The organism is Pleionea mediterranea, assembly GCF_003148745.1.
GTDB classification, from domain to species: Bacteria; Pseudomonadota; Gammaproteobacteria; order Enterobacterales; family Kangiellaceae; genus Pleionea; species Pleionea mediterranea.
Genome location: NZ_QGGU01000004.1, coordinates 136636 through 160424, shown reverse-complemented (window position 1 = coordinate 160424; position 23789 = coordinate 136636). Strand labels below are relative to the sequence as shown.

Below are 23789 nucleotides of genomic sequence, written 5' to 3'. Positions count from 1 at the left end.
TTACTAATGCCGATCTTTGAATACAAAGCACGACGCTCAAACGGTGCCTCGGTTGATGGCACCCTTGAAGCAACCAGTCGAGAAGCCATTGCCGACAGGCTGCAAGGGCAAGGACTTATTCCGGTTCAAATAACCGAGCAGAAAGACAAAAGTAATGACATTGGTGAAAGCTTAAAAAAACTGTTTCAATCGAAAAAAGTTGAAACCAATGATCTGGTGATGTTTTCACGCCAGATGTACAGCCTGACAAAAGCGGGCGTACCGCTTAATAAATCCATAATTGGTCTTATCGATACATCGAACAGTTTGCCATTAAAAGAAGCGTTACGAGACATACTCGATGGCCTGACCGCTGGTAACGATTTAGCGTCGTGTTTTTCGCGACACCCACATATTTTTAATTCGTTTTATGTCAGCCTTATTCATGTTGGCGAAAACTCCGGTAATTTAGAAGAAGCGTTTGAACGACTGGCCAGCTATCTGGAACTGGAAGAACAAAATCGCAACCGGGTTAAATCCGCCATGCGTTATCCATCAATCGTTCTCGGTTTACTGGTGGTGGCCTTTGGCGCCATTAACTGGTTGGTTATTCCAAAATTGGCAGCTTTATTTCGCAGTATGTCCACAGAAGAGTTACCCCTGTTTACCCGCATTCTTATTGGCACATCCGACTTTTTTGTTAACTACTGGTATCTGATAGTCGGCGGATCAATTTTACTGGTGGTGTTAATTCAGCAATATATCAACTCCGACAAAGGTCGATTAGTCTGGGATGAAAAAAAGCTCAATCTCCCGATATTTGGCAGCATTATTTACCGTGCGCTATTAGCGCGCTTTGCCCGTGCATTTGCCATGATGTCTCGTGCCGGCGTCTCCGTTACCCATGCATTGGGTGTTGTCTCCATGGTGGTCGATAATCGTTATGTCGGCAATCATGTTATTGATATGCGGGCAGCCGTTGAGCGGGGTGAAAGCATCACCATGGCCGCCACGAAAAGCAAAATGTTCTCCTCACTGGTGATGCAAATGTTGCAAGTGGGGGAAGACACCGGACAGGTGGATGAAATGCTGGAAGAAGTGGCCGACTTTTATGAGCGCGAAGTGGATTACGACATCAAAAAAATTGGCGACTATATAGAGCCTGTATTAATACTAATTGTGGGAGCCATGATACTGGTACTGGCGCTGGGTGTGTTTATGCCAATTTGGAATCTGGCTTCATCTGCAGGTGCTTAACCCATGATGCTGCAATATTTTTCGCGCCAGTTTTACTGGTTACTGTTTATTGCTGTGTTCGCACTCACTTTATTGTGGATAATCAACCACCCCAGCGATCGCCAATCAATCAGATTACACAATAATATGATGGCCATGACTACCATGGCGTTTCAGGAAGCCATTGTGTTTACCCATATGAAATATCACGCCTCAGCCAACCGAACCGGTGCAATTTTGGATTTAGTGCAGCTCGATCACCACAACATCGACTTTAATCAACACGGTTTTCCGGTGGGTACGGATCACACTGAATCCTCGGTAATATTACCCATCACCACACGAAATTGCCGACAGCTTTGGATTGCTTTATTGCAGCCGATGAGCCCTATGTTGCAGCCAGATCCCTATGCATCACTCAAGGCAGAAGCGATTAATGGTAAGTGTGTATTCACTTCCTTAAATAGCCCATCGACAAAAATCACATATTCACCTGTTAGTGGTCGAGTTGCTATGAATACACGAAACTAAAGAAATGCTTAAAATGACCGATATAACCCACTGAATAATAGGTAATTTATGATTTATTATTTTGCTAAATATTGTATTATCTGCTAATTTTCAAAGTAGATAATTGTGGACGGGAATAGCCTCTAATTGAGTTTCCCAATAGCCAACGAATTCTTACTATTTTTAACAGTTCCCGGAGGAATCCATGAAAGCGGTAGCAAATAAAGGTTTTACATTAATTGAACTGGTGGTCGTAATAACGATTATCGGTATTCTGGCTGCGGTTGCCGCGCCTAAATTTATCGGCGTTCAGTCCGAAGCTAGAGAGTCTGTATTACGAGGCGTAGAAGCCGGTATTCGTAGTACTGCCAGTCTGGTTTATGCCAAAGCCCTAATTCAAGGTGTAGAAAATGGAACTGACGCCACTGTTAATACAGGTACTACACCTGCAACTGTGACTACCACAGCAGGATATCCTAATGAAGACGAAATCTTTTTGGTGATGGATATCAGTTCTAATGAGCTAGTTCAAGGTGCAACAGCTGGAACCATCGGCTATGATCTAACAAACGCCACACCAACTACTCCAGAAACAGATTGTATTGTCACTTATGTGAATAATGATGATGGCACAATTAGTGTTACCGTTGCTGCCGCAGGCTGCTAATTAGCAAAACTGAATGATTCATAGTTCAATAAAGCCGCCCGTAAAACAGGCGGCTTTTTCATTACTGGAACTGGTGGTTGTGATTGTTATCATCGGTATTTTGGCGGCGGTGGCTACGGCACGGTTTGGCTCCAGTAACAGCTTTGAAGGCCGGGCGGCGGCGGCTGAACTGGTCAATCGTTTGCGCTTTGCCCAGCAACTTGCCATGAACAATACCAGCCGCACCATTGTGGCAACCGTAACCGCTACTTCTCTGGATATTGAAGCCGACGGCAGTAGTTTGTCCGGCTACCCTTTCGACTTTTCGTCCGAATACGACGTTAGTTTTTCAACCGCGAGTTTTACCTATACGACGTTAGGTGAAACCACCGCAACTACTCTGACGGTGACACCATCATCGGGTGTCAACGTCTGTGTCTCGAGTGCCGGCTATGCCAGATTGTGCTAATCAGCCAAACCATAATCATCTAAAACAGCAACGGGCGTTTACGCTGGTTGAACTGGTAGTGGCCATTGCCGTGTTTGCGATTGCAATGACCAGCCTGATCATTGCCTTTAATCCAGCAACAACCGGTTCAGCCAATCCCATTTTACAAACTCGTGCCGCCGAACTGGGCCAGGCCTATCTTGAAGAGATCATTGGCAAACGCTTTGATGAAAATAATTCTGTCGGTTCACAGACTCGCTGCGGCGATGGCACAGCACCCGCTTGTACGGCACAGGGCAGCTTTGGTCCCGATGCCGGAGAAAGCCGCTCACGCTTCGATGATGTTGATGATTATGATGGACTGACCGAAGTGCCCACCAACGCACTCGGAACCACACGCACCAATTACAACAGCTATCAGGTCTCTGTTACCGTAACCTATGCAGGCGGTGACTTGGGGCTTAACGCTTCCGACGCCAAGCGCATCGACTTGTTAATAACCGGCCCCAACGGTGGCCTGTATAATTTCACTGCGTATCGGACAAATTTCTGATGCAAAACTCAACCAAACCAATCAAACGACAACAAGGCTTTACGCTAATTGAGCTGGTGATTGTGATTGTTCTGTTGTCGGTTATGGCTGTCTCCATTGCCACACTGTTTCGCGATACCACAGAAGGCTATATGCAGGCCGAGTCACGGATTGGCATGGCCTCAAGTGCCAGGCTGGCGCTTGAACGTGTTGGTCGAGAAGTTCGCGAAGCTATGCCAAACAGCATTCGTGTTAATGGTGGCAATAATTGCGTTGAGTTTGTGCCCATTGAAGCCGCCACCCGCTATACCGATTTACCCACTACATCTCCCGGAACCACCATTAACGTTGTGGAACAAGATGCCAGCACCAAAATAAGCGGCCTCAATACCAGCAACCTGTTTGTTATGGTGATTCCGTTGAACACCAATGAAGCCTATAACGCCGCTGCCGGTCATTATTCTTCAGTTTCATCTTTTTCAAAACTCGGAAACAATGAAACTCAGGTGACCATCAGCTCCAATCGTTTTCGTCGTAATTCACCGCAAGATCGGATTTTCTTTGTCCGTCAACCGGTGAGTTTTTGTGTGGTCGGCAATAATTTAAATCGTTACGATAATTACGGATTTAATACCTCACAGCCTGCGCCAGCCAGTATGGGCACACCAACACTTGTGTTGGACAGAGTATTACTCAGCAGTAATGGCAATCCGGTGGATGTGTTTAACTACGACTCTGGTTCTCTTAATCGCAGCGCACTGTTGGTAATAGAACTCTACCTTGACGGTCGAAAAGAATTTATTAATCTTGAGCACGAAGTGCATGTAAGAAATTTTCCATAATGGAATTTTTAAACCCATGTTGGTTTTGGCAAACGGTCATAAAACTTTTACTGTTTTGGAAATCAGACTTAGATCAACCAGGTGCATGTTTTTAATGAAGCTGACTCACCATCAAAAAGCCTGACAAAAAGGTTATTCACTATGAACCACTCAGATAACAGTTTATTTCACAATTCAATAATCAAGTCTGTTAAATATTCGGCTAACCCTTCTATTAAAAATAATGGTTTCAGTCTGGTGGCCGCTTTATTTGTGATTATTGTTTTGGGTCTTTTGGCTGCAGCCCTGTTTCGAATGACTCAAACTGCCAATATTGCAGTGGCTCAGGAAACTCTGTCCATTCGTGCCTTTTTTGCTGCCGAAACAGGTGCGCAAACTGCTGCCATGCAAATTTTTCCGCTGTCGGGAGCTGGCAGTTGTAATAACCAAACCATAAACTTTACTAATCCAGGCCTGATAGGTTGTAGCGCAAACGTACAATGTGTCAGTTACACGGCCGATGGCGATACTTATTTCGAAGTGAGCAGTCAGGGGCAGTGCAGTTCTGGTGACTTACAAACCAGTCGCACATTAGAGGTGATGCTGAAAGATATTTAATAGAATTACTTTTAATGTTCCGATTAATGTTCCGAAAGTAATTTCAGTTCATTCGTAGATATTTTTTAAGGAGACAAACGTTAAAAATCGACACGACTTAATAATCATTCCAATTATAATTTTTATTAACCGCCTTCTAACAAAAATAGATTTAAAAACTCCCAATAAAAAAGCCGGGACAAGCCCGGCAAAATGCTACTTTGGAGAACACTCTAATTCATCAACTCTATTGAGCTGACGTAAGGGTGTTAGTTACCTGATAGTTGGTCAGTGCGCTGATGTAACCGGTCACTCGTAACGTATAGGTTCCCGAGTCTTTTACATCGAAACTAAGCGCTTCAGGGTTTGAGAGCGATGCACTGGAAGCCACTTCATTGCCCGCTGGATCAACCAGGTAAAAGTCCAGATCGGCAACACCATCCCAACTCAGGCTTGACTGTATTTGCACCACATTACTGGCCACGTCAAATGGAAATTCAGCCACTTCCAGATTTTCGGCAGAAGGACCCATAACACCTGAGTAGGTTTCCGTTTGTTCAACATAAGTAACACCGTTATCAACCAATGCACCGTCTATCTCAAAACGATCGAAATACATTTTATCTTTAACCGAGCGCAGCTCGATTTCATGAGTATCGTCGGTTAAACCTTTAATGGGCGTTACCACTAAACCACCAAAACCTTGTTCACGATAAAGGCTAACGGTTTTTAATGTTTTACCATCAACTACTACGTCAACTAACCCACCTTTTGGTCCCGAAAGAAAATGAATTTTAATTGCGTCACCACGGAACGATGCCTTAACAGTGGAGTGCTTGCCTTTCGACTCGACATAGCCACCGCCAAACGCAGTGATTAAACTTTTCTCTTTAAAGCGACCTATATAGTCCACCAAAACATCAGTGTCATCACCCTGAGACCAGAATCCTTGACTTGACCAATCAGTGTTGCCTTGCTCAAACGACAGGCGCTCACCAGTTACATTGCGAGCCATATCAATTGCGGCTTTCACATTAACGTAACCACTGCCCACTTCATGCTCTTTGTAACCCGCCATAGGATCAGCGGTGGCTTTAAGGATTTCTTCAATTTGATCCGGAGACAGATCCGGATTGACACTCAATAACAAAGCCGCTGTTCCAGCAATAAAAGGCGTCGCCATGGAAGTACCCGAGATCGTGTGATAGTAGAGATAGTATTCTGGGTGATTCGGATCAACGACTGGACCTAACGCTCCAATAGCTGTGTTCGGCGCCCGGGTTGAGGTAATGCCATCGCCAGGTGCTGTTATGTCCGGTTTTTTCCAAATATGCCCTTCTAAACCACGGCTTGAAAAATCCGCCAGCTCTTTGTTTGGATCACCAGCGGCAACGTTAATCACCCAGGGTGGAATGGCGTATTGGTTTAAAGTATCTTCATCTGGGCCCGAATTGGATGCTGCAAAAGACACCACCATTCCGTTTCGATAAGCCAGATAAGACGCCTGATTAATCGGGTTATTCGGATCAAACTCGGCGCCGTCGCCACCACCCCAACTGTTGGTAATAATATCAATGCCTAAACGATCTTGATTCGCAATGGCGTAATCAAATCCTAATAAACCGTATAAAATATTTAAGCCTTCACCAGCGCCTAAACCTACCAGTGTTGCACCCGGTGCAATACCATCATTATAATTTTCACGACGCTCGTCATTAGCAGACGCAGCACCACTACCAGCAACGGTTCCTGCCACATGCGTCCCATGGCCTGAAGAAGTATCACTGTTAAGGGTGCCTTCGGCAAAGACATTAATGCCACCGGCCAAATCTAAATCACCGATAATTTTTACATTCTCAATGGTTTTCGATCCAAACTCTAAATCAGGGTGTGTCGCATCAACACCTGAATCAAGCACAGCAATGGTGACACCAGTGCCATCAACGCCATAATTATCATGCACGAAATGGCCGCCAGTAATTTCACCGGAGGTGTAATTTGAATACTCCAGTGGTGCATTAAAATAAATGCTGCTTACTTCTGGATTGGCAGCCAAAATATCTAATTGCTGTTTCGTTACATTAACACCAGCCATCGGCAGTGCCTGCATACTTAAAAAGGGAACGTTTAATCCCTGCATCACTGTGTCAACAGATGACTTGTCATTAAAAGAAACCACCACATTGAAAGGTCCACTTTCCTGTTGTAGTTTTTGCTGAAGTTTTGGTCCAATGTGCGCGTCTGCAGCGGCATAACCGGATAAGGTTAAAGCAGCAGCAAGAGCGGTATAAGTAATAGGTGATCGCATTGATCTCTCCCGTTGTTATTATCATCAGACTCAGCCTGTCAAAAATAACCAAAAAATCCTATAAGGGAATACACCTATTTCGTTGAGGAAATTACACTAGAAGCTATCTAATATATAAATTTTTTACAAACAAACATCATTGACCAGAAACTATCGGACACATGGATTGATTTAATTTTTTGTCAATGGATTGATAGGTATCTTGCAGATTGGGATCATCCGGCTTAATGGCCAATGCCTGATTGATTAATTGGCGCGCTTCATTATTACAACCAAGCTTACCCATTAAATAAGCGAAATTATTTAGGTATGCAGCCGTGTACTGACCATAAGGATATCCTTTTTGATACCAGTTATAGGCCCGCATGGGGTCCAAGTTTAAATAATAATTACCCAATAAAAAGTAAGCCAACCACTGATCAGGCCACTGTTTACTGGCTTGTTGAAGCGCCATTACACCAGAGTCTATTTTCCCGACGTCGATAAGATCCTGTGCCGCTTTGGTATAGATAAAAGAGTTGAAGTGACGACTCGATTTATCAGGCGGTACCACTGCCAGCAGCCAAAAATTAGCACGTTGCCAGGTGCGCTCAAAAACCGATAGATCCATTTCATAATGTTTAATGTCACCGGAGTGTAGTCTGATGGTTTGTTGTTGCAGATCGTACCCGGTCACCACGGCATAATGCCACGCAGGTATCCATGGTATGGATAAGTTTTGTAGAACAATGACTGGCATACCATCACTAACCAGTGCTAATAACTGCTTTAAATTACTATTATCAGCGTAGGGCAAAAAATGATATTTACGGGTTGCTGCGGCCATTTCAATTTGCAACGAACCTTCCAGCTCAGGAATAAAAATACTGGGCGCGAGTTTCTCTGGCGTCTGTTTTGCGCCATAAAAATTAAATACTTCTGCCAAAGCGGTTGGCCCACAAAAATATTTTTTCTGCGCATAAAAGGGAACGGATTTAATGCTTGACTGACGAGGAAGTGAATCGGGAGGACTTGCAGTTAATGCCAATGTTTGTGGTGCCGTACCACAAGCTGACAGTAATATAAAAAAGCTGGCAATAAAGCCAGCTTTTAAAACCCATATGTGTATGGAGGAGCACACTTTTATACTTCTCTTTTTTATTGACGCTCGTTTTTATAATGGACGAATAAACGGATAAACATCGGTAATGCCCATAACATCAAGAACTGCCACAACCACTAACACTGTCACAATAGTGCCGACAATACCCTGACCCGCCGGCATATCATTTAATTGTTGCTGAAAACTCAACAACTCTTGTTGTGTCATATTTTCAATTCTGCTTTTTGCGTGTGCTTTATCAACACCTAGTGCAATGAGTTTATTACTGACTGCTTCCGTATCCAGCATCGCAAGGATTTGTTGCTTATTATAAGCGTACTCTTGTTGCGCAATTACTTTATCAGAAGGAATAACATCAGCAAATGCAGTTGTTGCACTCATGGAGGACAGAAATATTGTTAAAATTATCACCATCAATTGTTTCATTACAGACTCCTTTTTTAAAGGCATGTTAAAAACACGATGCATACATCTTAGACCAATAAGGCTATTTTTTATATGCTAATTTAGGAAACTGCCAACAGGATCAAAGTTTATTACTAGTAATATCTGGAATAAAGGTAAGGGTTACCTGCAAGCCGCCGCGGGATAAATTGTGCAGCTCGATTTCACCGTGATGCAGTTCGACAATACGTTTCACTATGGCCAAGCCCAGGCCCGAGCCACGACCGGTTCTGGCCTGCTCTCCGCGAGAAAACGGTTGAAATAAACGTTCAACATCTTTATCGGGAATGCCTTCACCGTGATCACTCACCGTAATAATAATTTTTCCGGCGGTAAATCTTGAAGCAATTTCTACCGGAGGTTTACCGTATCGAAAGCCATTCTCGACCAGATTTCCGATCAAACGTTTCATCGCCAATATTTTTACCGGATACTTTGGCAATGAATTTAAATCGGTGGTTATATCACGATGGTGCAACACATTATTTTCAGCAATTTGCTCAATAATCTGATTCAGGTCGACATCTTGCGCTGCCTCGTCACGACCATCTCGAACAAATGAAATAAATTGATCAATAATGGCATCCATGTCTTCCGTGTCGGCAATAATGCCATTTTTGGTTTCTATGTCCTGTTCACCTAAAAATTCTGATGCTAGGCGAATGCGGGTAATGGGTGTTCTTAAGTCATGCGAAATACCCGCCAGCAACAGTGTTCGATCTTCTTCCAGCTGGTGAACATCTTTTGCCATTTGATTAAACGCTTGGGTTACCGCAACCAATTCCCGAGCGCCACTTTCTTTTAGTTTACCGGGATAATCGCCCCGACCTATTTCACGAGCAGCAACTTCCAGTCGCTTCAAAGGACGGTGCAGCTGCTTCGCAAATATCCAGCCACCTAAAATACTCAAAACAAAAATAATTGAGATGTAAAATACCGGCACAAGATAAGTCCAGTAATCAATCCGAATCGAAGGAATTCGGATCCAGATGTCTTTCTGTTTTGGGTGCAGTATCCAATAATAAGCTTTGTCCGATTCTTCTATACGTATCTCGGAACCTTCTCCTAAATAACTCGACAACTGATCCGATAAACTTTTGTAGTAAACCGCATCGGCAAAACCTTCACCAAGCGCCTGTTTAAAGGCAAATGACTGGATCCCGGTGGCTTGTTCAAATTGTTCGATGACTTCTGGTGCAACATTATTCTGTTCATGGATCACTAGCGCGTTCATCTGATTCGCCATTTGTTTCATTAAAATATCGCTGTTAGGTTTAACCACCATAAACGCCGTCACAAATAAATACACCAGCAAATTTACGAACAGAAGCCCGGCGATTAACAATGCAGTGCGGCCAAATGCGCCTTGAGGAATGAGAGTCATCTAATTAGAGTCATGGATATGGAATTAATGTTGCGGATGAATTGAGCGCCGATTCATTCAACGCTCCCAATTCAATCGAAAGGAATTTTTCGAAAAAAGATTAAGCGGCACCGCCATCGGGCACAAACACATAACCCACACCCCATACGGTTTGAATATAACGAGGCTTTGCCGGATCCTCTTCAATCATACGGCGCAATCTCGACACCTGCACGTCAATGCTGCGTTCCAGTGCGCTGTAATCACGGCCGCGAGCCAGGTTCATTAATTTATCCCGAGATAAAGGCTGACGTGCATGAGACACCAGCGCTTTTAAAACCGCAAACTCACCGCTGGTTAAATTCATCACCTCGTCACCACGACTCATTTCGCGAGTTGCCAGGTTAAGAGTAAATTCGCCAAAGCCAATTTCTTTCTCTTCCGAACTGGGTGCACCGGGTATTTCTTTCATACGCCGCCGCAACACCGCTTTTACCCTTGCCAATAATTCGCGCGGATTAAAGGGTTTCGCCAGATAATCGTCGGCACCGAGTTCCAGCCCGATGATACGATCCACCTCGTCGCCTTTGGCTGTCAGCATAACAATAGGAATTTGATTTTCGTTGGAACGCAGGCGTCGGCAAATGGACAAGCCATCTTCGCCCGGCAGCATTAAATCCAGCACCATCAAATGGTAATTCTCACGCTCAAGAAACCGATCCATCTGTTCGGCATTGGCAACGGTGCGTACCATATAACCTTGTTCTTTTAGGTATCGCTCCAGCAGACTGCGTAAGCGAAGGTCATCATCAACCACCAGTATTTTCGGCGTTTCTTCGTTCATGGCAACTTCCTGTGTATGGTTGTTATTGTCATTGCGCGACAGCTCAACAATTATGGTTAAACCACAATCTTCATTTTAGTGTAGCATTTTTGCTATTTTTTCCATGCTATCAATGTTTTAGGATAAGTCACAAGCACGGGAATGTAACCATTTATTGGCAATTTTTTCGATACCTGATAGCTCCGACTCCCTTTCAGGTTCAGCTTTCGCTATAATCGCGCGCCTTAAATTAAAATTTATTGTTCAGAATCGTTATTCGCGTCTGACCGGATCACCGTCTGTGGTCCCACTAATTAATGTCTCAGGATGTCGTTCTATGCTAAACATTGCGCAAAAAATCGCCGAACAACTCGCCGTCAATCAAAAACAGGTGCAAGCCGCTATTCAGTTGCTCGACGAAGGCTCCACGGTTCCATTTATCGCCCGTTATCGAAAAGAAGTCACTGGAGGATTGGATGATACACAACTGCGGACGTTGGAAGAACGCCTGACCTACCTGAGAGAACTGGAAGATCGACGCGCCGTCATTTTAAAAAGCATCGACGATCAAGAAAAACTGACACCGGAATTAAAGCAATCCATTGTCAGCGCAGAAACCAAAACCGAGCTGGAAGATCTTTATCTGCCCTACAAACCAAAACGCCGCACCAAGGCGCAGATCGCCCGCGAAGCAGGTCTTGAGCCATTGGCGTTAAGCTTACTGGAAAACCCGGATCTGACGCCCGAAACAGAAGCGGAAAAGTACTTCAACGATGAACACAAGATTAGCGACAGCAAAGCCGCATTAGATGGCGCACGCCAAATTTTAATGGAAATGTTTGCCGAAGACGCCAGCTTGCTGGGCAAACTGCGCGATTACCTCTGGGATAACGGTTATCTAAAATCAACATTGGTTGAGGGTAAGGCTGAAGAAGGTCGTAAGTTCTCGGATTACTTCGATTACTCGGAAGCCATCAATAAGATCCCGTCACACCGTGCACTGGCGGTTCTGCGGGGCCGTAACGAAGGGGTTCTCAGTTTACAACTGGTGCCGAATAAAGATTTGCTGGACGATGAGTCGGCATCTAACCCCTGTCAGCAAATGATTGCCGATCAATTTAACATCAACAATCAAAAGCGCGCTGCCGATACCTGGTTACAAACTGTCGTTATGTGGACCTGGCGCATCAAACTTCATATGCATTTTGAGACTGAGCTAATAGGCCGGGTACGTGAAAGCTCAGAAACCGCCGCAATCAATGTGTTCGCAAATAATTTACGGGATCTGCTGATGGCAGCACCCGCGGGTTCCAAAGTCACCATGGGGCTTGATCCCGGCTTGCGTACCGGCGTTAAAGTGGTTGTGGTGGATGACACGGGCAAACTGCTGACCCACACCACCATTTTCCCCCACGCGCCGCAAAATCAGTGGGATCAATCGATTCGAAAACTGGCCACGCTTTGCGAGATGCATAAAGTGAATTTGATCAGCATTGGTAATGGCACCGCTTCTCGCGAAACCGATAAACTGGTGACCGAACTGCAGAAAAAGCACAGTGAACTAACCTTTGATCGCATTATGGTCAGCGAAGCCGGCGCCTCGGTGTATTCGGCATCGGAACTGGCAGCGCTGGAATTCCCCGATCTGGATGTGTCGTTTCGCGGTGCAGTATCCATCGCAAGACGTTTGCAGGATCCTCTTGCCGAGCTGGTAAAGATTGAACCCAAATCGATAGGCGTCGGCCAATACCAGCACGATGTCAGCCAAAGCCAGCTATCCCGTACTCTGGGAACCGTGGTTGAAGACTGTGTTAACGCCGTTGGCGTTGATTTAAATACTGCCTCTGCCCCGTTACTGTCGAGAGTCTCCGGGTTAAATAAAACTCTGGCGGGCAATATTGTTCAATTCCGCGAATCCAATGGCCGTTTCAGTAACCGGAAGGAGCTGAAAAAAGTGGAGCGACTGGGGCCTAAAGCCTTTGAACAGGCCGCAGGATTTCTGCGCATTACCGATGGTGACAACCCTCTGGACGCCTCAACTGTCCATCCTGAAGCTTACACGCTGGTTGAAAACATCCTCAAGAGCCTTGAAAAGCCCATTAAACAGGTTATGGGCAAAGCCGATGTCATCCGTAAGCTGATGCCCGAAAAGTTTGTAACCGAGCAATTTGGTGTACCCACCATTACCGATATTTTGAAAGAGCTGGAAAAACCGGGGCGCGATCCTCGGGGCGATTTCAAAATGGCCAAATACAAAGAAGGCGTTGAACAACTGAAAGATCTTAAATCTGGAATGGAACTGGAAGGTACCGTCACCAATGTCACCGACTTTGGTGCTTTTGTCGATGTGGGTGTGCATCAGGATGGTCTGGTGCATATTTCGATGATGTCGGACAAATTTATCTCGAACCCACGTGAAGTGGTAAAAGCGGGCGATATTGTTCGAGTCCACGTTATCGATGTGGATCTGAAACGTCGCCGCGTTGGTCTGTCGATGGTGGGACCTAATCCGGAGAATGCCACTCAATCGATGGCGAAAGAAAAAGCCCATAAACCGAGAAACAAACCAAACAAACAACGCAGTAATGCTCCGGCCGGTGCGTTGGGCATGGCATTAGCGGATGCGCTTAAGAAAGGAAAGTAGTGCACTCAGTATTTGCATATCTCATACTCAAATAGCGAGTGTTTATGCATAAAATACAATAGGTTAGCGAGTTTTCACTAGCCTTTTATTGTGCGATCGCACAATAAAAGTTGTAAAAAATTGTTTGCATAGCAAATCACGGTTTGATATAAAGTTTTTGCGCTAGCGAATACAAAGAAACTCGGAGTAACCGGGTCTTGCAGACTGGAAAACCTTTACTGGCCTCACAATAGTGAGGCTTTTTTATGTCCGCCGCTTTTTCAACTGCTCATTTATAGCCCTTATTAATCGCTTGATACACCCGATTTAAAGTAAACTGCTACACTCAGCGGGATGATTCAGACGCAGCCCTGTTTCTACGCCGGTCAGACAGACGCCACTTCAATGTAACAGCCCCACATGCAGCAAAAATTATCGCTGGCACCCAGCTCAGGCTGTGCTCCACATAAAGCACTAATCCGGCAGCAATTAAAAAATAAATAGCCGGCAGCAGTTCGTACAAACCTTTAGGCAAAATAATATTGGTGAGCATAACGGGATCCTCCATGCTTTAACTGACACCATTCCATTGTCTATAAAAAATTGTTTTCTAATAAAATTTCCGGTTTACAAAAAATATCAACTTTCAATAGCCCCCGACTTTTAGAAATAGAGCTAGGCGGCTTTACTCATCGATGTGCTTGCTGATCGCCTCGATGAAGAACATCGACTGTTTATTCATTGTCAACAGAGCTTTGTCTGTTATGCCGGAATTGTTATACCGGAAAACATTGTCTGTTATACCGAATAAGTCGGTAAAAATAAACGATCTAATTTAACTATTAACGCTGAGTAACGGCTTATGGTAATTAGTGTAGCCACAAAATTCATAACGCAGTTGCAAAACAGCTGTTATTTTGACGCGGGTTTGATATTCTTTTCAGCCATTCGACTCACTCACATAAATAACACATGACGTTAACAGACCGTATTTCATCCATCATTCATTTGCGCCGATTTAATTTATTTATCGCGCTGTTTTGTGCTGGTTTAATTGGCGCAGCGCTTTATTTTCAGCATGTGGATAATCTGGATCCCTGCCCGCTTTGTATTTTTCAACGTGTCATTGTGATTGCATTCGGTATCGTATTTTTATTAAAAGCGCTGCACAAACCGAAGCCTGAGTCGTTCATGCAATGGATTTATTTTACGCTTGGCTTGTTAGTCGCTGCAGTTGGCATTGGACTGGCTGGCCGACACGTCTGGTTACAAAGTTTGCCCGAACATCTGGTGCCTGCCTGTGGCCCGGCGTTGGATTACTTGATGGAAGCGCTACCGTTTCTTGAAGTGATTGAAGTGGTGATGCAAGGCTCGGGAGAATGCGCGAAAGAGGATGGTTGGCAATTTTTATGGCTGAATATGCCACAATGGATGCTGGTTATCTTTTGCGGTTTTGCGCTGTTTTGTTTGATTGGCTTGTGGACTCGCTGGCAACAACGAAAACCATTTTAAAAATCAAACATTAACTTGTACATAGTTCTTGCCTGTACATAGCTCTTGCTTATAAATACCCCTGGCTTGGTTAGCATTAAGTTTAGTTTTCCTTAATTCTGCTTAAGGTTATTATTCATTGGAACCCAAAACGCTTTTCAATAAAGGCTTAAGCCCCTCTATACACCATCAAATGGTAACTGGATTTGCTCATCGCCGGGATCCTGTTTAGGTGATTTTTGCGCTTGTCGCTTAATGGGAATTTGTATAGTAAAACAAGTTCCATGCCCAACTTCCGACTCCACCCGTAAATTACCACCGAGCTGCTCACTGATAATAAAGTAGGACACCGATAACCCAAGTCCGGTGCCCTTTCCTTCATTTTTTGTGGTAAAAAAGGGTTCAAACACTCGCTTACGAGTTTGCTCATTCATCCCCGGGCCATTGTCTTTAATATCAATTCTCAAGTTATAACTGCCAACGGCAGCAGATACCCAGATGGTTGGCTTGGGATTATCTTTTTGCGTCGCTAATGCCTGAGCGGCATTAACCAGTAAGTTCAACAATACCTGACTTAATTGATTTTTTTGCGCCTTTATTTTTGGCAAGTTTTCAGCAAAGTTCTTTTCAACCTGAATATTGCGAAAATCAAATTGACGCTGTTGATTGTAATCTTTTTCCGCCAGGCGAATGGAAGATTCCAGTACTTCCACTACATCCACCAGAGTACTTTCACCGTGACTGGGACGAGCAAAACTCAGCATATCCGAAACAATGGTTGCCGCGCGTTCTCCGGCTTCTTTAATCGCCGTTAATGCATCATAAATTTTTTGCTGTTTTAAATACGCCACCACTTTATCGAATTCAAGATCCAACGATTCTGAAATTTGTAAATTGCGTTCAAAGGTTGGCGATAAACGGCGACGAATATTTTGCGTACTCTGCAAAATGGCTCCCAATGGATTATTAATTTCATGAGCCATGCCAGCGGCCAGCCCACCCAGCGATAACATCTTTTCAGTTTGCACCAACATTTCATCGAAGTGGGCTTTTTCGGTAATATCATCCAGCCGGATCACCACGCCGGGCGAGTCGGAGCCCGATGCCTGACTTAACGGATAAAGCATCACGTTAAATTGGCGCTTCATATTATCCAGCTCTATATTGATGGTTTCATTAAGTGCCGATTGTCCGTTATCGCTGTTTCTCATCAGTCGAAAAATGATCGGTTTAAACTGTGGTAATAACTGCACAATCACCTGCCCCAATGCAGCGCCTTCTAAAATGCCAAATATTTTTTCTGCTTCAAGATTCCATTGCGTTACTTTTAATTTGTCATCCAGCGAAATAATAACCGATGGCATGGAGTTAACCAGATTCTCCAATAACAACCGTATTTCATAAATTCGTTTTTCGGTCAGTTCTCGTTTTTGAACTTCTTGCACCAACTTTTCGGTACGCTCCTGCATACGCGTTTCAAGTCGATTCCTCACTCGCTCCAGCGCTTCTTTTGAGGCATGTAATTCTTGCTCGACTTTTCGTCGCTGCGTAATATCGCGGGCAATTTCAAGATAGTGGGTATCTTCCATCCAGCCAGCCACCGACACATGGTTTTCAACAGGTAAACGTTCACCATTAGCGGTGCAATAACTGCTTTCAAAGGTGACCGTTTTTCCGCTGTAAAGTTGCTGATGCATTTTCGGAGTACGGTATAAGGTGCACTCAACATCCAGATCCATATTACTCATGGATTTTAACTGCTCAATGGAATAACCGAGCATCTGACAGGCTTTTCGATTGGCATTAATGATTTGACCATTTGGTCGGGTGATTAAAATGATATCGGCAGCGTGATCAATCAATTCTGCAACGTTTCGGCGGGTATCGTAAGACTGGGTCTCTTTCAGGTGAATCCGACTTAATAATAAATAAAGCGGAAACGACAGCAGTACCAATGTGATCACCAGTACTTTCAACTCCAGCCAAACCTGATTAATTCCCTGAGGATACTGCCCGGATACCTTGTATAACCAATCAATCGCCGAAGGCAGTACCAATAAGCAAAGCAGTAAAATAACCGTCCAGTGGGTCAAACTTATTTTCATTACTTTTTTTTTCATTATTATCGCAATACTTTTTATTCAGTTTATATTCTAAAAACGAGCCCTTTAGTTTCTTATACAAGTTGCGCTTTAACACGCAAAATCAACTGTCATTATTATGCATGGATCAAAGGACAACTCGATTACGTCACAACGTCTTAGTCATTAGCTTAGAATAAATCCATTCTGCCCGCACGCTAAATACTTTGCGATTGCCATTGAATATGATAAAAAGGATGTTAACGGCATTAACTGTCTGACTCAAAAAAGCATAAGAACTGAGGGGAAAGATATGCTGAATTCTGTTAAACAGGATTCCAGAACTCAAACGGTAATCGAACGCTGGTTAGCGGAACGAAGCGAGTTGCTGGTATTGTATTGTCGCCTGACAGGCAAACGCAAAAGCCAAATTCTGCCGGATATCTCCCAGATCAATCAGTTCTGCGATATTCTTATCGACTATGTTTCTGCCGGTCATTTCGAAGTTTACGAACAGGTGGTCAGCCTGTGTGATAAAACCGGTGATGAGTCATTGCAGTTGCTTAAAGATCTATTCCCTAAAATCAGTGAAACCACCGATATAGTGGTGGACTTTAATGATAAATATTCCGATGACAAAGCAAATGATGCGCTTATGTCTGAACTGGATTCCGATTTATCCACTCTTGGCGAAGCCATTGCTGCCCGTGTTGAAATGGAAGATCAATTGATAGATACCTTGTCGGTTCATCATTAGGAGAGACGAATAAAGATGATTCGAGTCATTATAGAACGCCAGCTTAAGCCCGATAGTTTCGACGAGTACGCCACGGTTATCCGTAAAGCGAAAAAAGAAGCCGCGCGCAAAACAGGCTTTATGGGCGGAGAACTTTACTTCGATTTAAACGACAACGATAAAATTGTCATTATTGCTGCCTGGGATACTCTGGAAAACTGGGAGCTTTGGGACAAAAGTGAGGAGCGCAAAGTATTAACTGAAGAACTTGCGCCATTAATGCTTAACGATGAAACCATCACAATATTAAAAAGCAGCCGCTAGTCGCTGTGTCAGTACTTTCGTTCAATCATAAAAAAAGGGTCTGATGACCCTTTTTTTATGTATTCTTTAAACTCTTCAATTAAGTTAAATCTCAAAGTTTAAATCAACTATCCAGCTGTTTTAATTCATCAGCCAGACGACCTGTGATAGCAAAGTAAAACATTTTAAAATCCGCCGCAAATGAATACAGCGGATACTCAAAGGTCGCGGGCTTATTGCGCTCAAACAGCGCATGGCCAATCCAAGCCGGAGCGTAGCCTGTTACCAAAGGCAACCAGAGCCAATACCACTGACCTAAAGCCAATAACGCCGATAGCAACGCAATTGAAGCTGCCGTTCCAGCGTAGTGCAGTAAACGGCAGGTCTTGCTGCGGTGTTGGCTCAGGTAAAACGGCCAAAACGCTTTAAACGTGGTTAGCCGCGACTGTTCCGTCATCGGAGTTTACTGCTGCGCTTCTTCAGGCTGTTTTTGTGCCTGTTGCTCAGTTTCCGGATTGATTTCCAGCAACTCAACATCGAACACTAATGTCGCGCCACCAGGAATGGTTCCCGGACGGCCTTGATCGCTGTAAGCCAGATCCGATGGGATGTAGAAACGGTACTTGGCGCCTTTACTCATTAATTGCACACCTTCGGTCCAGCCTGGAATGACTCGATTCAGTGGGAAATTAATCGGCTCGCCACGTTCCACAGAGCTGTCGAATTGAGTGCCATCAATTAATGTACCTGTGTAGTGTACGCGTACTTCATCGGTAGCTGCGGGGTAATTTTCTTTATCGCCTTCTTCAAGCACTTTAAAATGCAACCCACTGCCACTTTCAGCGGCTTTAATGGTGTCATCTTCTTTTACCATTTTCGCAATGTAAGCAGCGCCATCGGCTTTATTTTTTTTAACTTCTTGTTGCTGCTTTGCTTGCATGGCTTGTTGAACATTTTGCTGAAACGCCATCATCTGCTGATTCATTTGCTCATCATCCATTACAGCTTTACCTTCCAGACCGTCCAGAAAGCCCTGACGCAGCATGTCTTTGTTGATCTCGATGTTGTTTTTACTCAGGTCTTGAGTAATGCGAGAGCTGTACAATGCGCCCATGGAATAGCTTTGCTTTTCCAGATCTGTTTTTGGCTCTGCCGCTTTTTCCGCAGCCTTATTCGCTCCGTCCTGATTACATCCGGCCATCAGCGCCGAAAGAACGGCAACAGAAATTAGTTTTTTCACAGGTTTTCCCCTACAGTAAGTAAATGAATTTATTAAAGTTAGACCCGCAGTCTAACGATATCTGATTGAAAATCCAAACGATGTGGCTATGGCTGTCTTGGCAATGAGTAAAAATGTGAAGAATATACCGCTTTATGGGCTGATTATCTGTGTTTTGGCGCTATCTGGCTGTGAAAAGACGCCGCCGGCCGTTGCTACCTGGCAACATGCCGCAGTAGGCACTTACGATGCTTCTGTGTCCGATGATGGCCGATTTGCGGTGATCAGCTCGGTCAATCATAAGGCCGCCTTTTGGGATCTGGAGCGCAATGAAAAATTGTTCCAGTGGCAACACAATGATTCTCCCGACTCCGCCATTATCGCCAGTGATATCTCACCCGATGGCAGTCGTGCCATCACCGCTGACGATCGCACCTTTGTCATCTGGAATACCAACACCGGCAAACCCTACGGTTACTGGCAGGCACCCGCGCGCATTTCCCAGGTTGCCCTGTCTGATTTAGGCCGGTTTGCTTTACTGGGCTTGCGCAATGGCACCGCTGTTCACATTAGCCTAGAAACCGGGCGACGCCTTGAGTTTACCGGCCACCGGGTTGAGCCCATTGCCTCGGTTGACCTTTCACCAAACGGATTATGGGCACTCACCGGTGCCAGTGATGGCCGCGCCATATTGTGGAACACCCAGACAGGGCAACCGAAATACATTTTCGAACATGAATCGCGAGTAACCCTGGTCAGGCTTGAGCGGCAAGGGCGGTTTGCGTTTACATCCGGCACACGCGGTAATGCAATTGTCTGGGATCTGACCAACGGTTCCGAGCGCACCCGATTGCAATTAAAACCCAGGGAATACATAACAACCGCAGCGGCATTTTCCGATGATGCAACCCTGATAGCCACGGGCGCACCGGATCGCGACATAGTGCTCTGGTCAACCCGAAACGGCAAAAAGCTGCAACACTTTAAAGCCGAGGTTAGAGACAGCTGGAAACCGGTGGGGGCAATTGTCTGGTCGGTTGCGTTTGATCAAGCGAATAATCACCTGTTGACCACGGCATCTTCAGGGTACAGTCAAAAATGGGCCATCGATCCAACGGTCAATCGTTAGCGATTATTTATGGGTATTGCTTCCGTCTAACTGAAAACGATGAGTGCCATTCCCACAAAAAAACCGATGCCTTTTGAGCATCGGTTTTTATTGGTGACAACATTTTAAGCCTTGAATATCAATCTATTCTAATAATAAACGCCCTGATAAATTAACGTTTACCAAAGGTGTCGCCAAAGAAATCACCTTCTTTCCATTGTGGGCGCGAGGCGCTGTTGGCAATTTCCTTACCGATCAAATAATTTACTTTGGTAAAACGTGCCCCCGCCTGATAATCAATCGGTAACGTCGCTTCGTCACTGGGCTGATGATAATGCTCGGCAAAAAACTTTTTAAAGATTTCTCCGCCGTTAACAGACTCATCCAGCGATTTAAAACCAGGTACTAAAAATACCGATGGCACACCTTGCTTAACGAAAGAGTAATGATCGGATCGAACAAAAATATTTTGCTCTGGCATAGGATCCGGCGATAACTGCAAGCCGATCTTTTCAACCGCATGCTGAACAAAATCACCCATGGTGGAATGCTCGGCACCAAAGGCAATCACATCACCTATGGGATACAATATCAACGGCATATCAAGATTTACATTCGCCACCATTTGCTCCACCGGTACGGTGGGGTTTTGCGCGTAATAATCGGAGCCAAGCAGCCCTTTTTCTTCTGCCGTTACCGCAACAAATAAAATCGACCGTTTGGTCGGGTTTTCAGCAAACAGTCTTGCCGTTTCGAGCATAATGGCCGTGCCACTGGCGTTATCCAGCGCGCCATTATTGATGTGATCGCTGTCACCGTCGGTATGATGCCCACCAATGTGATCAAGATGCGCGGTATACACCACATACTCGTTTTTTAATTCCGGATCGGTTCCTTCAACAATGCCTGCCACATTAGCACTGGTTATTTCATCATGCTCGGTTTCACTGGCAATGGTGGCGCTAAAGCCCAGAGCAAAGGTTGGTAAAGGCTGTTTAGACTCGGCCATCTCGACCAGCGCCTGATAACCCTGCGGTGCCGACTGCATCAACTTTTCTGATGCTTCCATACTCAATAATGCACCGCCTTTTAATTGCGGAATACTGTTGCCCGGCTCGCCTTGTTCGTCCAGCCAGTTTAACGATGGCTTATCGACGTTTTTTTGCATACGTTGATAGCTGTAGCGCTTTTCAGCTTCCGGTGTTTGCAAATAAATCATACCCACTGCACCGTGCTTTGCCGCCGCTTTGGCGCGCTGATAACGCGACGCAAAATGGGCGCCTTCTTCTGACGGTAAATTGCCCGGCTTGCCGGTTAATAACACAACAATCTTATCGGTGACGTCCACTTGCGCGTAATCGTCATGGTTCAGTTCCGGCGCGCTGATGCCATGACCAACAAACACCAGAGGCGCATTGATCGACTGGCTAGTGGCCACACTGCTGCCACCGGTAATAAATTCATCGGGGTAACTGAAGTTAACTTCGCCGTTTGATGTTTGCAGTTGCAACACGGCCGAGTCGGGTTTTAACAATCGTTGACGGAAGCGTACTTGCTGGGTGTAGCCACCGTTGTCACCGGCCGGTTTTAGGTCAAATTGAGAAAAATGAGACACCACATAATTCGCCGCTATGTCATAGCCCTTGCTGCCAGTATCACGCCCCTCGAGTAGATCATCGGCTAAAAAATCAATATGCGCTTTAATCGCATTTGGACGAACATTTACCTCGGGCTTTGGAGTATTTGCGACAGCATCCGTTGCTGTTTTATGCTCAACTTCAGACTGACAAGCCGTTAATGCAAGGGCTGTCGCCATCAAAAAGAGTCGCGAAGGAGTCACTGTTTTTTCCATCATTAAGTCTGTCTGTTATTAAAATTAAGAAGCATAGATTACCCACTCATCAAAAAAATACCAGCCCAACTTCGTAACAGAGTATAAAGCCAGCTCGGTAATCGCTCGTTTTGATAACCAGTTAGTATCATGCACAGGCAGAGTTGGGGCGATGTTAACTCGCATTATCGGTATAATGGCGGCAAATACATTGAATCGACTATGGGTTTACCTTGAGCAATTTATCAACACGCGACTTATCCGTTTTGTGGCACCCCTGCACACAAATGAAAGAGCACGAAATTTATCCTTTGTTGCCCATTGTTAAAGGCGATGGACTCTATCTGATTGACGATCAGGGCAACCGTTATATGGATGCGGTCAGTAGCTGGTGGGTTAATCTGTTTGGTCATGGCCGTAGCGAAATTAAAACCGCCATTCAACAACAGGCGGATCAGCTTGAACAAGTGATCTTTGCTGGCTGCTCCAATATACCGGCCATCGAACTGGCTGAAAAACTGATCCAGCTGACACCTAAAACTCTTGATCGGGTGTTCTATGCCGACTGCGGCTCAGCGGCAGTCGAAGTGGCGTTAAAAATGAGTTTCCAGTACTGGAAGAATATTGGTCAGCCCGAAAAACAACGCTTTATTGCTTTAGAAAATGGCTATCACGGCGAAACCATGGGCGCGCTTTCGGTGGGCGATGTGGCGCTCTATAAAGAAACCTATGGCCCAATGCTGTTCGAAACCATAATGGCGCCATCTCCCGACTGCTATTATCGTGAAGAAGGTGAGAGCTGGTACGACTATTCATTACGTCAGAGCGATAAAATGGCCGAACTGCTTGAGCAACATCATCACGAAGTGGCAGCGGTCATCCTGGAGCCACTTGTACAATGCGCCGGTAATATGCGTATGTACCACCCCATTTATCTGACCCGGGTGCGTCAACTGTGCGATCAATACAATGTGCATCTTATATTTGACGAAATTGCCGTGGGCTTTGGCCGTACCGGTACCATGTTTGCCTGTGAACAGGCCGATGTTGTGCCCGACTTTATGTGCGTATCAAAAGGCATTACCGGTGGCTTTCTGCCATTAGCGGCAGTGGTGACTCACGATTCGATTTATCAGGCATTTTACGATGATTACGCCACGCTTAAAGGCTTTTTACACTCCCACAGTTACACTGGCAATGCACTGGCCTGTGCTGCCGGAGTGGCAACCCTGGATATTTTTGCCAAACACAACGTACTGGCCGACAATCAAATCTTAATCAATAAACTCAGTCAGGTGGCCGAGCGCTTTAAACAGCACCCAAACGTTGGCGATGTGCGTCAGACCGGTATGATTCTGGCTATCGAAATGGTTAAAAACAAAGCAACCAAAGAAGCCTTTGACTGGCGTGAAAGACGCGGCATAAAAGTGTATCAGTACGCATTAACTCAGGGTGCTTTGCTTCGGCCACTGGCCAATGTGGTTTATATGATGCCACCCTATGTGATTACTGAAGATGAAATTGAACGACTGGCGGAAATTGCCTGGCAAGGCATTAACCTTGCGGCTGACGCCGATTAAACGATTAC

The 23789-nt window shown here is 45.0% G+C and carries 23 protein-coding genes; 13 read left to right on the top strand and 10 right to left on the bottom strand.

Going from position 1 to position 23789, the window contains the following annotated elements; genetic code table 11:
• Positions 1–6: 6 nt before the first annotated feature.
• The 7 genes from C8D97_RS06325 (at position 7) to C8D97_RS06295 (ending at position 4790) form a co-directional block, all read left to right on the top strand.
• Positions 7–1236 carry a type II secretion system F family protein gene (locus C8D97_RS06325; protein WP_109762911.1) on the top strand — a complete coding sequence of 410 codons (1230 nt, stop codon included), beginning with the start codon at positions 7–9 and terminating at the stop codon, positions 1234–1236.
• A 3-nt stretch (positions 1237–1239) separates the two neighbouring features.
• Positions 1240–1746 (top strand): hypothetical protein, encoded by a 507-nt coding sequence (locus tag C8D97_RS06320; RefSeq protein ID WP_109762910.1) that lies wholly within the window; start codon positions 1240–1242, stop codon positions 1744–1746.
• A gap of 184 nt (positions 1747–1930) precedes the next feature.
• Entirely contained in the window at positions 1931–2392 is a 462-nt protein-coding gene (locus C8D97_RS18500; protein ID WP_109762909.1) for a type II secretion system protein, read from the top strand.
• Between the two features lie 13 nt (positions 2393–2405).
• The gene (locus tag C8D97_RS06310; protein ID WP_109762908.1) at positions 2406–2840 is read left to right on the top strand and encodes a prepilin-type N-terminal cleavage/methylation domain-containing protein; all 435 of its coding nucleotides are present in this window, start codon (positions 2406–2408) and stop codon (positions 2838–2840) included.
• The gene (locus C8D97_RS06305; RefSeq protein WP_109762907.1) at positions 2824–3372 is read left to right on the top strand and encodes a type IV pilus modification PilV family protein; all 549 of its coding nucleotides are present in this window, start codon (positions 2824–2826) and stop codon (positions 3370–3372) included. The genes C8D97_RS06310 and C8D97_RS06305 overlap by 17 nt, the downstream gene beginning before the upstream one ends.
• Complete coding sequence (locus tag C8D97_RS06300; protein ID WP_109762906.1) at positions 3372–4193, top strand: PilW family protein; 822 nt, start codon at positions 3372–3374, stop codon at positions 4191–4193. Before C8D97_RS06305 ends, C8D97_RS06300 begins: the two co-directional genes overlap by 1 nt.
• Positions 4194–4334: 141 nt before the next feature.
• Positions 4335–4790 (top strand): type II secretion system protein, encoded by a 456-nt coding sequence (locus C8D97_RS06295; RefSeq protein ID WP_109762905.1) that lies wholly within the window; start codon positions 4335–4337, stop codon positions 4788–4790.
• Positions 4791–5016: 226 nt separating this feature from the next.
• On the opposite strand, the gene C8D97_RS06290 is transcribed toward C8D97_RS06295, so the two are convergent.
• From C8D97_RS06290 to ompR, 5 genes are all read right to left on the bottom strand, one after another.
• Positions 5017–7077 carry a S8 family serine peptidase gene (locus tag C8D97_RS06290; RefSeq protein ID WP_109762904.1) on the bottom strand — a complete coding sequence of 687 codons (2061 nt, stop codon included), beginning with the start codon at positions 7075–7077 and terminating at the stop codon, positions 5017–5019.
• Between the two features lie 136 nt (positions 7078–7213).
• Positions 7214–8197: a PA2778 family cysteine peptidase gene (locus C8D97_RS06285; RefSeq protein ID WP_210204874.1), complete on the bottom strand. Its 984-nt coding sequence runs from the start codon at positions 8195–8197 to the stop codon at positions 7214–7216.
• A gap of 33 nt (positions 8198–8230) precedes the next feature.
• Positions 8231–8605 (bottom strand): PA2779 family protein, encoded by a 375-nt coding sequence (locus C8D97_RS06280; RefSeq protein WP_109762903.1) that lies wholly within the window; start codon positions 8603–8605, stop codon positions 8231–8233.
• Positions 8606–8705: 100 nt separating this feature from the next.
• Complete coding sequence (gene envZ, locus C8D97_RS06275) at positions 8706–10007, bottom strand: two-component system sensor histidine kinase EnvZ (RefSeq protein WP_109762902.1); 1302 nt, start codon at positions 10005–10007, stop codon at positions 8706–8708.
• Positions 10008–10107: 100 nt separating this feature from the next.
• Positions 10108–10830 (bottom strand): osmolarity response regulator transcription factor OmpR, encoded by a 723-nt coding sequence (gene ompR, locus C8D97_RS06270; RefSeq protein ID WP_109762901.1) that lies wholly within the window; start codon positions 10828–10830, stop codon positions 10108–10110.
• A 316-nt stretch (positions 10831–11146) separates the two neighbouring features.
• Between ompR and C8D97_RS06265 the strand changes: the two genes are divergently transcribed.
• A complete protein-coding gene (locus tag C8D97_RS06265) occupies positions 11147–13453 on the top strand; it encodes a Tex family protein (RefSeq protein ID WP_109762900.1) in 2307 nt (768 codons plus the stop codon).
• A 325-nt stretch (positions 13454–13778) separates the two neighbouring features.
• On the opposite strand, the gene C8D97_RS06260 is transcribed toward C8D97_RS06265, so the two are convergent.
• A complete protein-coding gene (locus C8D97_RS06260; protein ID WP_146196091.1) occupies positions 13779–14000 on the bottom strand; it encodes a hypothetical protein in 222 nt (73 codons plus the stop codon).
• A gap of 404 nt (positions 14001–14404) precedes the next feature.
• Here C8D97_RS06260 and C8D97_RS06255 point away from each other — a divergent pair, with 404 nt between their 5' ends.
• Positions 14405–14944, top strand: coding sequence for a disulfide bond formation protein B (locus tag C8D97_RS06255; RefSeq protein WP_109762898.1), 540 nt, complete (start codon positions 14405–14407; stop codon positions 14942–14944).
• Between the two features lie 158 nt (positions 14945–15102).
• On the opposite strand, the gene C8D97_RS06250 is transcribed toward C8D97_RS06255, so the two are convergent.
• Positions 15103–17043: a PAS domain-containing sensor histidine kinase gene (locus tag C8D97_RS06250; RefSeq protein WP_109762897.1), complete on the bottom strand. Its 1941-nt coding sequence runs from the start codon at positions 17041–17043 to the stop codon at positions 15103–15105.
• Between the two features lie 274 nt (positions 17044–17317).
• Here C8D97_RS06250 and rsd point away from each other — a divergent pair, with 274 nt between their 5' ends.
• Together rsd and C8D97_RS06240 are read left to right on the top strand one after the other, a co-directional pair.
• Entirely contained in the window at positions 17318–17761 is a 444-nt protein-coding gene (gene rsd / locus C8D97_RS06245) for a sigma D regulator (RefSeq protein WP_109762896.1), read from the top strand.
• Positions 17762–17776: 15 nt separating this feature from the next.
• On the top strand, positions 17777–18064 hold the full coding sequence (locus C8D97_RS06240) for an antibiotic biosynthesis monooxygenase family protein (RefSeq protein ID WP_109762895.1): 288 nt from the start codon (positions 17777–17779) through the stop codon (positions 18062–18064).
• Positions 18065–18167: 103 nt separating this feature from the next.
• Here C8D97_RS06240 and C8D97_RS06235 read toward each other — a convergent pair whose 3' ends face one another.
• Positions 18168–18500 carry an Mpo1-like protein gene (locus tag C8D97_RS06235; protein ID WP_109762894.1) on the bottom strand — a complete coding sequence of 111 codons (333 nt, stop codon included), beginning with the start codon at positions 18498–18500 and terminating at the stop codon, positions 18168–18170.
• Positions 18501–18506: 6 nt separating this feature from the next.
• On the bottom strand, positions 18507–19283 hold the full coding sequence (bamJ, locus tag C8D97_RS06230) for a BamJ family beta-barrel-assembly machinery protein (protein WP_109762893.1): 777 nt from the start codon (positions 19281–19283) through the stop codon (positions 18507–18509).
• 103 nt (positions 19284–19386) lie between these two features.
• Here bamJ and C8D97_RS06225 point away from each other — a divergent pair, with 103 nt between their 5' ends.
• Positions 19387–20391 carry a WD40 repeat domain-containing protein gene (locus C8D97_RS06225; protein WP_170115161.1) on the top strand — a complete coding sequence of 335 codons (1005 nt, stop codon included), beginning with the start codon at positions 19387–19389 and terminating at the stop codon, positions 20389–20391.
• A gap of 151 nt (positions 20392–20542) precedes the next feature.
• Here C8D97_RS06225 and C8D97_RS06220 read toward each other — a convergent pair whose 3' ends face one another.
• Complete coding sequence (locus C8D97_RS06220; protein WP_210204873.1) at positions 20543–22225, bottom strand: M28 family metallopeptidase; 1683 nt, start codon at positions 22223–22225, stop codon at positions 20543–20545.
• Positions 22226–22434: 209 nt separating this feature from the next.
• On the opposite strand from C8D97_RS06220, the gene C8D97_RS06215 reads away from it, so the two are divergent.
• A complete protein-coding gene (locus tag C8D97_RS06215; RefSeq protein WP_109762891.1) occupies positions 22435–23781 on the top strand; it encodes an adenosylmethionine--8-amino-7-oxononanoate transaminase in 1347 nt (448 codons plus the stop codon).
• Positions 23782–23789 lie beyond the last annotated feature (8 nt).